Raw genomic sequence first — 13,043 nt, forward strand, 5'->3', positions numbered from 1 at the left:
GCACCGCAGCGGGTTCTCAGACTATGCCCACCCCGTCCGGGCTCCCGGCCAGGACAGCTCCGCCGCCTACCCTCGTGAGTGACTATTCCGGTAAGAACCGGCATCACCACTCACGACCCCACCCACACCCCTCGTGAGTGACTGATCCGGTAAGAACCGGCATTGCCACTCACGAGCCCACGGGCACCCGTCGGTGCGAGAGCACGCACGGACACCTGTATTCCCTTGGGAAGATCGCCGGAATGGCGGTAGATGTGCGCGAGATCCGGGTCCTGCGCTTCGACGTGCTCGGGACCGTGGTGGACGACGCAGTTTCGGCAGCGGACGAGTTCGAACAGGCGGGACACCACGCGAACGGTCAGAGCGGACACGGCAAGCCGCCGGCCGCAACGTGGTTGGACGAGTCCACCCGGCGGCTGAACTCGATTCTCGCGGGTAAGTCGTGGGCACTAAATCCGGCGCGATGACCACCGCTCGGGGGCGCGTCCGCCGCGCTCGAAGGTGCCGCCCGTTCCGGTCGTCCGTCAGGGGTTGTCGTCAGAACCACCGAGCATGGCGACGCTCCTTCCGATCGGTCCGGCACGGTCATCGGGTGGGGCCGGGATCGGCCTTCCGGGGCCGGACGACCGGATGGCGAGCCGTCGCGGTGCGGCGGACATCCGGCGAGCGCGGAGGAGGCGCATGAGCGTCATCACCTGGGACGGTCACCTGCGGATCGACCACCTGCCGGACCGCGGCACGGTCGCCATCACGCTGCTGACCGCGGAGCCGACCCTGGAGGTGCAGTTGCGCAACGGTCTCGTCGCCGGATTCGTGGCCGCCGATCCGGAGGGGCCACCGACGTTCGTCTCAGTAGCGCTGCGCGACAACGGGGTTCCGGACGACGTGGCGGAATTGCTGGGGCCGCGCGTGGCGGCGGCCGTCGCCGACGCGATCGCCGCGGGCGGTCCCGGGGGTTGGCTCGAACTCGACCTCGGCGAGGTCGACGGCCTCGCCGAGGCCTGGGCACCGTACCGGGCGGTGGCGCTGGAGCCGGCGATCCCCGCACCCCGGGGCACGCTGGGCGCCTGGGCGGGCGAGCTGTGGACGCGGCTGGACCTGGCGGGCTGGGCCGGTGCCCTGCGGGGCCCGGAACTGCGGTTCAGATCCGGGGAATCCGGCGAGCGGGAAGCGGATCCGCCAGCAGCGCAGGAGATCTGGCGGTTGCCCGACGAGCTCGCCGCCGCGGTCGGGGTGGCACCCGAGGTGACGTGGACGATTCGACCGCTGGCTGGGGGTGCGGTCGAAATCGGCCTGGCCGTTCGGCCCGCCGGAGGTACGGCGAACGCCGTGCTCCAGGCGGGTCTGGACGACGGCTCGCAGCACTGGGAAACGTTCGAGCCGGATCCATCCGGTGTCTTGCGCGCGCGGCTGGTCGCCTCCGGCGATCCGGTCGGCGTGCGGTTCCGCTCCGAGAGCCGGAGGTCGGCATGAGTTCACGCGACGAACTGGCGGCGGCCTCGGACGAGCTGTTCGGCAGCATTTACGCGGACGACCTGCACGCGCTGGTCCACAAGCTCGGATCGCTGGGGGCGCTGCGGGACGCCGTCGTCGACCGGGCCGGGAAAGTGGTTGCCAAGCTGGCGAAATCCGGTTCGCCGGTCAAGCCGGACGAGAGCGGCGTGCTCGTCGCGGCGTGCCTGACCTGGGGTCGCTGGCATTCCGGTGTGCAGCGCAACACCGGCAACGCCGCGGCGAAATTCGGTCGCTACCGCCGGTTTCCCGGTCTCCCGCTCGACATCCTGGTCCGGGTCGGCCGGGTCGACTCCGACGATGACGACCGCACCATCGCCCTGCTGGCTCGAACCGTGCGCATCCGGCGACTGGTGACCGGGGCCCGCCCGGTCGGCGAGCCGGAGTTGCTGCTCAACGTGGTGGTACCGGCGATCATCGAGGCGCTCGTGGAAATCCCCGGGCAGCCGGCGGTTTCCGACGCCGACGCGGCGGACGTCGTCCTCGACGTGCTGGAGCGCGGCGCCCGGCTCACGGCCGAGTACCGGGTGGCCGGGCTGCCCACCCCGAGCGCGGCCAATCCGCTCCCGGTCACCGGCAACGCCGACTTCCTGGTCCGGCTCGCCGCCTACCGCGTCGCCATCGCGGCGCGCCGTGGCCTGGTCGGGGGCGATCCGCTCGACGAGCTGGCGAAGTCCGTGCCCGAGCTCGCGGGCATCCTGAACAGGGCGATGACGCGCCCGGCGGGTTCCTGGATGCGGCGCGGGCCGGACGAATCCGATGTGGCGGTGGCGATCGACCAGTTCGCGGTCCACCTCGGGAGCGCCGCGCCCGGGGGCAGCGCGGCGGGCAAGCGCGTCAACGCCGTGCACCGCGTGCTGAACCACCGTCTCCACCTCGATGAACGCCCGGACCAGTTGCCGGTCGACGACCTCGACCAGAAGCCGTCGTCCGGCGCCCCGGATCACGGCGAGCGGCTCTCCGACGTCGAGCAACTGGCCGGCTGGTTCGTCGCGAAGCTCTTCGTGGACGCGGAATCCGCCGCGCGGAACCCGCTGCTGACATGGCTGCGCAGCAAGCCGGGCGAATACCCGAAGACCAAGGACCTGCCGGTGCTGGTGCGCAGGCTGCGGGCCGCCACCGATCGGCTCGGCCGCCTGGCGCAGGCCGACGAGCTCGGGACCGCCCGCCCACCTCGGCCGGCGGGAATCACCCAGGGCCAGTTCGGGGACCTGATCGCGGAGCTGGCCGCGGCCGCCGACCCGTCCGCCGCCGAGGGGTGCACGCTGGTCGGCGTCCACCACTTCGCCCTGAACTCGCTGAGTCCACTGTGGTCAGATCGGGCACCCGCCGTCAAAGCCCTCACCCGCTACCTGGTGGCGGAACTGACGCCCGCGGCCAGGAAGGACAGCACCGACGGCGCGGCCAAGGTCCTCGTCAAGGCCAAGCTCATCGCCCGGCACGGGACGCGGGCGCCGATGCAGTTCGTGGAGCGATCCGCGAGGCCCCTGCGCGAACCGTGCTGCCCGGAAGTGGACCGGTCGGCCCGGGACACGCCCCGGGAACCCGTTGCGGCGGACGAAATCTGCCCGCACCGGCAGTGGGGCGAGACCGGTCTGGTGGACAACTACCGTTCGCTGGGCGACGCCGCAGGCATCGCGCCGGACGCGGCACGCCGGCAGCTGGAGCGGTACAAGGGCCCCTGGCCCGAGCTGCTGCACCAGTAATCCATTGCCAGGCAACTCCTTTTAGGGACTGACTCCAGACTCATTCTACGAAGCGGTGCTGGTAACGGCTCCCCTGCGGGAATTACAGACGCCGTCTGGACTGCGGGATCCCCGATTTACGTATGTCCAGCGCTGAATTCAGAGCCTGTTGGCGAATGCCGTCCGCGCCTTTGGAAGCGGCGTAGCCGCTTGCATTCACCTTGCCAAGACGACCATCGGCGGGTTCTGAGAGGTTTTCTGGCGAGGACGGCCCCTCCGCCGCGTATTGGACATACATCAGGAGGGGCACCCGCAGTCCAGGGAACCTCTCAGGTTCCGCTAAGCGACCACCCACCCAGACCATTCACCAATAGGCTCTCAGCGGAGCGTGTCGAGGCGGCGGCGTAGGTCGGCCAACAGCTCGTAGTGGCTGTAGCTGGCCTCGCTGCCGTCGGTGACCCGCCGCACCCAGTCCTCCGCCACCGCCAGCAACCGCCCGGACCGCTCGACCTCGTCTGGGCCCGCCACCCCGGCCTCGACGGCCGCGAGCAGCGCGGGCACGGCGAGCAAGCAGAAGTGCGCCGCCGGTTCGGTCGGCCGGGCCAGCAGCTCGGCGGTCTCCCGGTCGTCGAGCGCCTGGCAGATCCAGCCGTGCCCGCACTCCGCCCAGTGGGCGGCCTGCGCGCGCCGCCCGGCTTCGGCGGCAAGCCTGCTCAACGTCGTCGTCGCCCGTGTCGCCACCTGCAACGACTGGCGCAGCGGCAGGAAGCTCTGCGTCCTCTTCCAGTACAGCTCGCGGGCGGGGATGACGGTGCCGGCGAAGAGCTCGACGGCGGCGAGCAGGTCGGACTCGTCGTCCGGGTGGGAGGCCAGGTACGACGCGTAGTTGTGCAGGTGGTGCCCTACGGCCAGCCGCGAGTCCGGGTCGGCCGGCCAGTCCGGGCTGATCTGCAGGATGCGCCGGTAGGCGTCCCAGGTGCGGCGCAGCCAGTCGTCCAGTTTCGCGGGCGACGGCAGCCTGGCCGCCGGATCGGCGGCGTTGGTCCGCCGCACGATGTTGATCTCGACGTTGGCCGACGAGACCGCCTCGGCGGCGGCACCCCGGTCCACGACGCCTTCCTCCGCAAGCTCGATGCACCGCTCGACCTGCGCCAGCAGCTCCTCGACCGCTTCGGCCAGGTCGTTGCGGCGATCGTGGCGCAGCGTGTGCACGGTCATGTCGGCCGCGCGGCACCGCGCGAGAACCGTCAACGGATCGCCGGGCCCCAGGCACTCCGTCGCGAGCGTCGCCACCTCCGCGAGCATCGGCACGATCGCGACCCTGGTTTGCTCGCGCCCCTCGGCGTCGAACCGCACCTGCCGCAGCACGGTCAGCAGACCGATCAACACCGCCCGCCGCGCGAGCACCGGTAGCCCGGCCAGCTCGGACGCTTTCGGGATGCGCGGCAGCACTCCCGTTGGGGACGAGTCCTGGTCGAGCAGGTGCGCCACCTGCTCGACGTAGCGGTCGACCTGTTCGGTGGGCGGCACGAGCGCCTCCACGGCGAGCTGGCCGGGGCGGCGCTCGCTAAGCCAGAGGTGGCTGGAACTCCGCTGGGTTCCGATCGCCATCAGCTCGCGCAGGAACCGGTCCACCACCTCGCCCGGCACGTCCGATCCGAGCAGTCGGACCGTGTGGTCGGCCAGTTGGAGGTCGCGGGGCCGCGACGAGGTGCCCGCGCCGCCGTCGGCGTGCGGACCGCCCACTTCGCAACGCGTCAGCGGCAGTTCGGCGGAGGCACCGGCGAGCGGCAGGTACCAGTCGACGAGCAGCTCGCGCTGGATGGTGCGGGCCCGGATCGCCGCGGCGACCAGGGCGGGTTGCGTCCGGAAGGCTTCGAGGACCAGCGCGGCCCACGCGGCGAGGCGCGACCGGACCGGCAGCTCCGACCCGTCGGCCGCGACGAGCAGCCCCATCGCGGACTCGACGGCGTCGACGACCGGGACCAGCAGCCGGTTCGTCGCGGTCAGCACGACCGCCGCCTTCGTGTCGGGCCCGAACCGGTTGAGCGTGGCGTTCGGGATCTCGTTCGGCAGGGATCCGCCCGGGCCGGTGACCGCGATGCGGTCGACGATTGCCCATGTGCCGGGGTCCGCGACCGGCGCTTTGGCCCGGCCGCGGGTCCGCAGCGGTGCCCCGCGCGCGATCTCCGACAAGGTGATCTTGTTGTAGTCGGAGACCCAGGTCTGCGGGCCGAACGGGCTGCGCTCCCACGGCACGCCGAACAGCGGCGCGAGCTTCCGCGCGAGTCTCGCCGGGACTATCTCGGACCTTGCCTCCGGGATATCCGGCACCTCGGCGGGCAGCAGGCCCATTTACCCTCCTCGACTCATTCGGCGTGCACATCTCATTCGGCGTGCACATCGTCTGTCCGCGATTTTATCGAAAAAAACCGTGACGAGCATTTTTGTGTTCTCGTAAAATTTCGTGTTATGACGACAGTGCTTCCAGGCCTTCGCCCAACCGGCGACCGGTCGCAGCAGTCGGTCGGCGTACCCGAGCTGCTCGACGTGATCTGGCACGAAACGCGCGCGAACCGCGCGGCGATCCACCGGGCCCTGCCCGACACCCGCTGCGACCTGCGGATCAGCGCTTCCGACCGGAACCGGAAGCTGATCGGTACGGTCCTGATCGACGGCGACTGCGTCTGCCGCGACTTCCTCGTCGACATGCTCGTGGAGTGCCACCGGTACCTGGCCGACCGGGCGGGCGAACTCGGGAACCCGCTGGGCGCCGCGCGCGTGCACGTGCGCAAGAAGGCGGTGCACGACTGGATCCGGCGGCGGCGGACCGACGTCGGCGCGCAAGCCCGGGTCGACCGCATCCGGAAGTCCGCGATGGCCCTCGGCCTACCCGACGAGTTCCACCGCGCCCTGCTGGAGTACCTCGCGGACGAGGCGGGCGTGATGGCCCCGCTGGACAGCCAGGAAGCACTGCTGCGCCGGCTCGCCACCCGCTGTGCCGCGGAGTTCGGCGGCGCGGCGGAGCACTACCGCGCACGAGTCGCGGCCGGCGTCGCTCTCGTCGAGCGGCACTGCCGCTCCGGCACCCGCGTCAACGCGGGCACCGCGGCGGAACCGGAGAAGGTGACCTGGTGGGAGCGCTACATCGAGCGGCCGATGGGCCGCAGGCCGCGGCGCACCGACAAGCCGATCGCCACCCCGGAGTGCGGCGACGCGGCGAACCTGCCCGCGCACGACCCCGGGCAAGTCGCCGACGATTCCACGGAATTCGACGCGCGGGTCGTCGCCGTCCTCGTCGCCGCCCTCCGGCGCCAACCCGTCGCCCCCGACGCCGCCCTCCGCGCCGGGCTCGCCGACCTGGTCGCGCAGGGCCTGATCCCGCAGTGGTGCGCCGTCGAGCTGTGCGCGGACTGCAACCGCTTCGCCGTGGCCGCGAAGGAGTTGTCCGCGCTGGCCTGACGCTTCGCCGCTTCCGTGAACGCACTCGGACAGCGTCGGCCGGTCCCGGCGCTGCACACGGAAAAGGGGCGAAGATGCACCGACACGACCGAAGCCACGACGAGCGGGAGCCCGGGAGGCGGAACGTGGCGGTCGCCCTGACGTTCACCGGGAACATCGGCACGATCTCCGCGCTGCTCAGCGCCGCCGCGAACACGCCGCTGCTGGTGCAGGTGTTACCGGTGCTGGTGTTCGCGGTGATCGCGGGATTCCTCGCGTGCGGGGCGGGACGCGCGCGGAACCGCTGCCACGGCTGCCACCCGCGCCGCCGCGATGAGCTACCCGACGAATGACCGACCGGGAAACGTTGCCCGGCAACATGTTTCGAAGGATCACGATCCCCGGTCAGCTGCCGGCGAGGTGGCGGGCCAGTTCGATGTTGAACGCCGCCTCGGTCGGGGTGCGGCGACCGTGCCCGCAGGCCGCTGCGACTCCGACGACCCGTTGTCCGAGCGCGGTTTCGGCGAGCGACAGCGCTTTCGCCGACAACTCGGGTTGCCGCTCGTCGACGCAGCCGGCGATCACGTCGATGCCGCGCGCGAGCCCGTGGAGCGGGGCGTAGGCGGCGGGATCCACCAGCGGTGGTTGATCACCGTGGGCCATCGGGATGTGAACGGTCGGCATCCGGCGGCCGTAGCTGCGCAGGCGTGCAGCCAAGGCGTTCGCCGCCAGCACCGCCGGAGCGAGATCTTCCGGGCCGAACAGGGAAACATGCCCCAGGTCGCCGTGGCAGAGGTGCAGCGTCCACCGCGCGCCGCGCGGTGCCGAGACGATCACCCGCGCGAGCTGGTGCGCCAGCAGGTGCGCGATCGCCGACCGCGCCGGCCGCGGCGCGCGGTGCAGCAGGTAGAGAACCGCCGGGGATTCCAGCTGGAGCACCACTTCGTCCGGCCCGTGGCGGTGCGCGATCTCGGCCACCTCGGTGCAGATCATCCGCTCGAACACCGGGAAGTGCCGCAACATCCGCGCCGGGTCGCCCAGCGTGAACGTCGCGAGGTCCAGCGGCGACGGCACGCTGGCCTGCACCGGCGGAAGCGTCGCGGGCCCGCCCAGCTCGCGCCAGGCGGCGACCGCCCGGTAGATCTCCTCCGGCCGGCCCAGCGAGACGTCCTCGATCGTGAGCCGATGCCCCTGGCGCACCCGGTAGACCGGCATGTCGGCGTAGTCGGCGCACTCGCCGTCCCGCACCACCTCGAACGCGGGCACCTGCGCCCGGGAGCGCAGGTAGTCGACGATCCAGGACGGATCGTCGTCGCACGGCACCGCGCTCAACCGGGCGCCGCCGGAGCGATCTAGCACCCACTGCATCCTGGTTCGCTGATCGGCGGCGAGGTCTCCGGGCAGCGAGCCCACCAGGTGCACGAGGCGCGACGTGGCGGTCCCCTGGCCGACCGCGGTACGGGCCGCAGGTACCGACGCTCCGAGATCGAGTTGCGAAGTCATCAGGGATCTCCGTTCGTTCTGCGCGGCGACCGGCCGGCTCGGGATGTTGATCGATCGGGCCGTTGCGGATTTGGCGTGCCATCCGGTTCGGCACCGGGCCCGGAGATCGACGAGGAAACGCCTGCGGAGTCGCCGGGCTGGACGATTCCGATGATCGCATCGCCGCAGACCGGATGTCCGCCGCCGCCCGGGGGAACGGAGGCAAACCATCCGGTCCGGTGACGCACGTTCAGCACCGGGACGCGCGCCGAAGTGGATCAAGCCCTGGAACGTGAGAATCTCGATAACCGTTGGAGAATCCCGGCCCGGTCGGAAGCCGGCTCCGCCGGACCTGATTACCGGCCCGTCAACCTCTACAGTGGACGGCAGATCCGGTACGGACCCCTCCCGGACCGAAGGGCGGCTGGCCATGGGATTGATCAAGGCGGTCGGGCTGGTGCTGCACCCCGGGCGGCACCGCCCCGACGTGATCGAAACGGTCGTGGACTGGGCGCGGGCCAGGGGCATCGAGGTGCTCGGCGCGCCGCCGGAGATCGCCGCCTACACCCAGCCGATCACCGCACTCGCGCCCGCGCAGCTGGCCCGCCGGGCCAACCTCCTCGTCAGCCTCGGCGGCGACGGCACCATGCTGCGGGCGCTGCGGCTCGGCTGCGAGCACCAGACCCCGGTCCTCGGCGTGAACCTCGGGCGGCTGGGATTCCTGGCCGAGATCGACGTTCCCGAGCTGGACCGGGCGCTGTGCGCCATCGACGAGGACGGCTTCACCGTCGAGACGCGCTCCGGGCTGCACATCACCACCGCCGACCACGAGGTGGTCGCGTTCAACGACATCGTCCTGGTGCGGGTGCCCGGCCAGGGCATGGCGGAGGTCGAGGTGCAGGTCGAGGGGCACCCGTTCGTCAGCTACGCGGCGGACGCCGTCGTCGTCGCGACCCCCACCGGGTCCACCGCCTACAGCTTCTCCGCGGGCGGCCCGATCATCTCCCCCAGGGTCGAGGGGCTGCTGGTCACGCCGGTGGCACCACACTCGGTCTTCAACCGCGCGATCTTCCTGTCCCACGGGGAGCGGCTCGCGCTGCGGATCCTGCCCACGAGCAGCGAGCTCGGCGTGGAGGTCGACGGGCAGCTCGTCGCGCACCGATCGGCCGGGACCGTCCTCGACATCACGGTCGAGCCGGCCGCCGCCCGGGTCGTGCGGCTCGGCCGGACCACCTTCTACCAACGCGTCCAGCGCAAGCTCCACCTCACCGGATCCGCCGCCGGAGTCGGCGGCGAATCCGGCGGCGCATCGACCCTTCAAGATTCTCATTGAGGCTGCATTTGAGGATTTTCCAGGACAGCACCTTCGAATCGACTGATCACTGCTCGGCAATCTTCAAATCGCAGTTCGGGCCGCACCGAGCGGCGAATGCCGGTTCCGGGCGCGCGGCAGCTCCTGGTACCTCTTGCTCATGTACGCAGCAGAGCTGATGCTGGGGATCGACGTCGGGACGACGGCCGTCAAGGTCGCCGCCTTCAGCCTGGACGGGCAACCGGTCGCCGCGCACACGACGGGCTACCCGATCGCCCGGCCCCGGCCGGGCTGGGCCGAGCAGGACCCGCTCGACTGGTGGCGCGGGTGCGAGGCCGGCATCCGCGCCGTCCTCGCCGGACTCCCCGCGAACGCGGTGCGGTCGGTCGGCGTGGTCAGCCAGGTGAACACCCACGTGTTCGTCGACGAGCGGCTGGAGCCGCTGGCACCGGCGATCATCTGGCAGGACCAACGCTGCGCCGAGGTCGCCCGCGAGCTCGACGCGCGGTTCACCCCGGCGGAGAAGACCCGGATCTGGGGCGGGCCGATCGTGCTCGACGCGTCGTTCGCCGGGGCGCGGGCAGAGTGGTTCGCCCGCACCGAACCGGCGCAGTGGGCGCGCACCCGATGGGTGCTCAGCCCGAAGGACTTCGTGGTCGCCAGGCTCACCGGCCGGTTGGCGACGGACCAGCTCTCCGGGGTGCGCGTTGCCGGTTCCGCCGGATACCTCCCGGAAGCCGTCGGGCTCGTCGACGGGCTCGCCGGGAAGCTGCCGGAAATCCTCGAACCCGAGGCGCCGGTGGAACGGGCGAAGGACGCCGCGCTCGGCTCCGCCGAGGTGTCGGTGGGCACGATGGACGCGTTCGGCGCGGTCTTCGGCACCCGGACGACCGAGGCCGGTCGCGGCATGGTGTCGTGCGGGACGTCGCTGGTGGTCGCGGGCGCATCGCGGACATCGGCGCCGGTCGGGGAAGTCGTCACGTTCCCGCCGCGGAACGGGCTCTTCGTGCACGCGGGGCCGACGCAGGCCGCGGGCGACGCGCTGCGCTGGTGGTGCGGGGTCGCGGGGCTGAGCATCGAGGAGGTGCTCGCCTCGGCGGCGACCGGCGCCCCGGGAGTGGTCTTCACCCCGCACCTGATGGGCGAGCGCGCACCGCTGTGGGATTCCGGCGTCCGCGGCAGCTTCTTCGGGCTGAGCTCGGCGACGTCGACGGCCGACATGTCCCTGGCGGTGCTGCAAGGCGTGGCCATGTCCGGCCGGCACGTGCTTGAGCCGGTGGAGCGGGCATGCGGAACCCCGTTGCCGTCCTTGACCTTCTCCGGCGGCGGCGCGCGAAGCGACCTGTGGACGCAGATCCACGCGGACGTCCTGCAGCGCCCCATCGAGCGGCTGCGGGTGCACGACAGCGCAGTGCTCGGCGCGGCCATGCTGGGCGCCGTCGCCGCAGGTGCGTACCCCGACGTCGAGACCGCTGCCGCCGCCACCGTCGCGGTGAGCCGGGTCTTCACCCCATCCCCCGGTGCCGAGCGCCTCACGCCCCTGTACGAGGCGTACCGCAGCTCGCACGACGCCCTGCGCGGCCTCCACGACCACCTCGCGCAATGGCGGTCGGAGAACACCCCGCCGCCGGCCTGAGACCCGGCCTGTCACATCTCGCCGCGCCGCCTCGTCCTGTCCGGGAAAGCACGGATCACCCGACCGGACAGGGAGCGAACATGATAGAACCGTGGTGGCCACTTGCGGTGCTGGCCCTCATCCACTTCGGCGATGCGCTGCTGTGCATCAAGCCCGTGGGATTCGTCCGCCGGTGCCTCGTCGACGTAGGCTTCCCCGAGCGGTACTGGCGGCTGCTGCCGCTGCTGAAGTTCGCGGCCGCCGCCGGTCTGGTCATCGGCATCTGGTTCCGCCCGTTGGCGATCCTGACCAGCGCGGCACTCGTCTGCTACTTCCTGATCGCGTTCACATCGCACATCCGCGCCCGCGACTTCGGCCGGAACCTGTTCCTGAACTGCACCGGCATGCTCGCCGCCTGCGCCGCGGCGCTGGTGTTCGCGATCGCCGCCTGACGCCCGTCCTCATTGGATGATCATCACGTTACCCCGTTTCGCACCGGGTCAAACCCGTGAACCGGGAACGTTTGGTGATCAGCGTTGCGGGCCAACCACGGGACGTGGACGATTCCGGCGGCCGGGGCGGTGTCGCAGTGGCGATACCTCGCGGCCTGCGCGTCGCCGCCGCCGTGGGGTGGCGACTGCTGGTGCTGGTTGCCGTTGTCTGGGTGCTGTGGCAGATTTTCAGCCTGCTCTACGGCGAAGTGATGTCGGTGGCGGTGGCGGCGCTGCTGGCGGCGCTCATGTCCCCGGCGGTGCACTGGCTGGTCCGCAAGGGGCTGAACCGCACGCTGGCGACCACGCTGGTGCTCGTCGGCGGGCTCGCCACGCTCGGCGCCGTGCTGGCCGTGGTGATCAACACGCTCGTGGCGGGACTGTCCGGGCTGAGCGAACAGCTGGTGGCCAGCTTCCAGCAGATCCACGACTGGCTGATCCGGGGGCCGTTGAGCCTGAGCCAGCAGGAGCTCAACCAGGTCTTCCAACAGCTTTCGGAGGCCCTGCGAATCGACCGGGGCGGCCTGCCGACGACCGCGCTGGCGACCACCGGCACCGTGCTACGGTTCCTCGCCGGCGTGCTGCTCGGCCTGTTCACGCTGTTCTTCTTCCTCCGCGACGGCGATTCGATCTGGTCATTCCTGGTGCGGATCACGATGCCGCGCACGATCCGCTTCCGCGTGCACAACGCGGGTCGGCAGGGGTTCATCACGCTCGTCGCCTACGTTCGCGCGACCGCGGCGGTGGCGTTCATCGATGCCGCCGTGATCGGCATCGGCGCCACCGTGCTCGGCGTGCCGCTGCCCTTCGTGCTCGCCGTGCTGATCTTCCTCGGCGCCTTCGTGCCCTACATCGGCGCGGTCGTCACCGGCAGCCTGGCGGTGCTGGTTGCCTTGGCCGCCAACGGCGTGGTCAACGCGCTGATCCTGCTGGCCGTGGTCGTCTGCGTGATGCAGCTGGAAGGGCACGTGCTGCAACCGCTGCTGCTCGGGCACGCCGTGCGGCTGCACCCGCTGGCCGTCGTGCTCAGCGTGACGGCCGGTTTCACCCTCGCCAGTGTCGGCGGTGCGGTCCTGGCCGTGCCGCTGGTCGCCACGGCGAACACCGTCATCCGCGCCCTCCACACTCAGGCGGGCGCGGTCCCGGAGCACGGCGGCAACGGACACCGGCAGCCATGACGCAGGAATGGCCACGCAGCGGAACGGGTAATCCCGGTTGACCAGCGCCGCGCACCGAGGTCCGGCTGGCGCAGCGCGCAGGATGCTTCACACGCAGCGTCGGTCTTGCCGCTGTCGCAGGGGCTGGTAGCGGGCCGGGTCAGACCCGGACGACGTCGGCGGTGACGATGCCGGTGGAGCCGAGCTGCCGCCTCGGCCGCCGGGTGCCCCACGGCCCCCGCACCGCGATCAGGTCGCCCGGAACCGGGCAAGCACGCCGGCCCTCGACCGGCCGGTGGAGCGCGTCGTTGCCGGACGTGGCATGACTGGGCACAATCCTCACCCCGA

At 71.4% G+C, this 13,043-nt stretch carries 12 protein-coding genes; 9 read left to right on the forward strand and 3 right to left on the reverse strand.

Annotated elements, in window-relative coordinates; all coding sequences use genetic code 11:
* Window positions 1–242 precede the first annotated feature (242 nt).
* The 3 genes from FDZ84_RS01705 (at window position 243) to FDZ84_RS01715 (ending at window position 3,218) form a co-directional block, all read left to right on the forward strand.
* Window positions 243–467 (forward strand): hypothetical protein, encoded by a 225-nt coding sequence (locus tag FDZ84_RS01705; protein WP_168584406.1) that lies wholly within the window; start codon window positions 243–245, stop codon window positions 465–467.
* Between the two features lie 214 nt (window positions 468–681).
* Entirely contained in the window at window positions 682–1,473 is a 792-nt protein-coding gene (locus FDZ84_RS01710) for a hypothetical protein (protein ID WP_168584407.1), read from the forward strand.
* Complete coding sequence (locus FDZ84_RS01715; protein ID WP_168584408.1) at window positions 1,470–3,218, forward strand: hypothetical protein; 1,749 nt, start codon at window positions 1,470–1,472, stop codon at window positions 3,216–3,218. Before FDZ84_RS01710 ends, FDZ84_RS01715 begins: the two co-directional genes overlap by 4 nt.
* A gap of 357 nt (window positions 3,219–3,575) precedes the next feature.
* On the opposite strand, the gene FDZ84_RS01720 is transcribed toward FDZ84_RS01715, so the two are convergent.
* A complete protein-coding gene (locus FDZ84_RS01720; RefSeq protein WP_168584409.1) occupies window positions 3,576–5,552 on the reverse strand; it encodes a hypothetical protein in 1,977 nt (658 codons plus the stop codon).
* 117 nt (window positions 5,553–5,669) lie between these two features.
* Here FDZ84_RS01720 and FDZ84_RS01725 point away from each other — a divergent pair, with 117 nt between their 5' ends.
* A complete protein-coding gene (locus FDZ84_RS01725; RefSeq protein ID WP_168584410.1) occupies window positions 5,670–6,659 on the forward strand; it encodes a hypothetical protein in 990 nt (329 codons plus the stop codon).
* 74 nt (window positions 6,660–6,733) lie between these two features.
* Complete coding sequence (locus FDZ84_RS01730; RefSeq protein WP_168584411.1) at window positions 6,734–6,991, forward strand: hypothetical protein; 258 nt, start codon at window positions 6,734–6,736, stop codon at window positions 6,989–6,991.
* A 52-nt stretch (window positions 6,992–7,043) separates the two neighbouring features.
* Here FDZ84_RS01730 and FDZ84_RS01735 read toward each other — a convergent pair whose 3' ends face one another.
* A complete protein-coding gene (locus tag FDZ84_RS01735; RefSeq protein WP_168584412.1) occupies window positions 7,044–8,141 on the reverse strand; it encodes a hypothetical protein in 1,098 nt (365 codons plus the stop codon).
* A gap of 409 nt (window positions 8,142–8,550) precedes the next feature.
* On the opposite strand from FDZ84_RS01735, the gene FDZ84_RS01740 reads away from it, so the two are divergent.
* The 4 genes from FDZ84_RS01740 to FDZ84_RS01755 all read left to right on the forward strand — a co-directional run bounded on the left by FDZ84_RS01740 (window position 8,551) and on the right by FDZ84_RS01755 (window position 12,716).
* The gene (locus FDZ84_RS01740; protein WP_246868728.1) at window positions 8,551–9,453 is read left to right on the forward strand and encodes an NAD(+)/NADH kinase; all 903 of its coding nucleotides are present in this window, start codon (window positions 8,551–8,553) and stop codon (window positions 9,451–9,453) included.
* A gap of 139 nt (window positions 9,454–9,592) precedes the next feature.
* Window positions 9,593–11,068 (forward strand): FGGY-family carbohydrate kinase, encoded by a 1,476-nt coding sequence (locus FDZ84_RS01745; protein ID WP_168584413.1) that lies wholly within the window; start codon window positions 9,593–9,595, stop codon window positions 11,066–11,068.
* Between the two features lie 80 nt (window positions 11,069–11,148).
* Window positions 11,149–11,499 (forward strand): DoxX family protein, encoded by a 351-nt coding sequence (locus tag FDZ84_RS01750; RefSeq protein ID WP_168584414.1) that lies wholly within the window; start codon window positions 11,149–11,151, stop codon window positions 11,497–11,499.
* A gap of 74 nt (window positions 11,500–11,573) precedes the next feature.
* Entirely contained in the window at window positions 11,574–12,716 is a 1,143-nt protein-coding gene (locus tag FDZ84_RS01755) for an AI-2E family transporter (RefSeq protein ID WP_246868729.1), read from the forward strand.
* Window positions 12,717–12,855: 139 nt separating this feature from the next.
* Here the strand turns inward: FDZ84_RS01755 and FDZ84_RS01760 are convergent, their stop codons facing one another.
* Window positions 12,856–13,029 (reverse strand): hypothetical protein, encoded by a 174-nt coding sequence (locus tag FDZ84_RS01760; protein ID WP_168584416.1) that lies wholly within the window; start codon window positions 13,027–13,029, stop codon window positions 12,856–12,858.
* Between the last annotated feature and the right edge of the window lie 14 nt (window positions 13,030–13,043).

Source organism: Saccharopolyspora sp. ASAGF58, from assembly GCF_012277335.1.
Taxonomy (GTDB): domain Bacteria; phylum Actinomycetota; class Actinomycetes; order Mycobacteriales; family Pseudonocardiaceae; genus Saccharopolyspora; species Saccharopolyspora hattusasensis.

Coding starts and splice junctions, on each gene's coding strand:
- FDZ84_RS01705 (WP_168584406.1), top strand. CDS start 243: ATGGCGGTAGATGTGCGCGAGATCCGGGTCCTGCGCTTCGACGTGCTC.
- FDZ84_RS01710 (WP_168584407.1), top strand. CDS start 682: ATGAGCGTCATCACCTGGGACGGTCACCTGCGGATCGACCACCTGCCG.
- FDZ84_RS01715 (WP_168584408.1), top strand. CDS start 1,470: ATGAGTTCACGCGACGAACTGGCGGCGGCCTCGGACGAGCTGTTCGGC.
- FDZ84_RS01720 (WP_168584409.1), bottom strand. CDS start 5,552: ATGGGCCTGCTGCCCGCCGAGGTGCCGGATATCCCGGAGGCAAGGTCC.
- FDZ84_RS01725 (WP_168584410.1), top strand. CDS start 5,670: ATGACGACAGTGCTTCCAGGCCTTCGCCCAACCGGCGACCGGTCGCAG.
- FDZ84_RS01730 (WP_168584411.1), top strand. CDS start 6,734: ATGCACCGACACGACCGAAGCCACGACGAGCGGGAGCCCGGGAGGCGG.
- FDZ84_RS01735 (WP_168584412.1), bottom strand. CDS start 8,141: ATGACTTCGCAACTCGATCTCGGAGCGTCGGTACCTGCGGCCCGTACC.
- FDZ84_RS01740 (WP_246868728.1), top strand. CDS start 8,551: ATGGGATTGATCAAGGCGGTCGGGCTGGTGCTGCACCCCGGGCGGCAC.
- FDZ84_RS01745 (WP_168584413.1), top strand. CDS start 9,593: ATGTACGCAGCAGAGCTGATGCTGGGGATCGACGTCGGGACGACGGCC.
- FDZ84_RS01750 (WP_168584414.1), top strand. CDS start 11,149: ATGATAGAACCGTGGTGGCCACTTGCGGTGCTGGCCCTCATCCACTTC.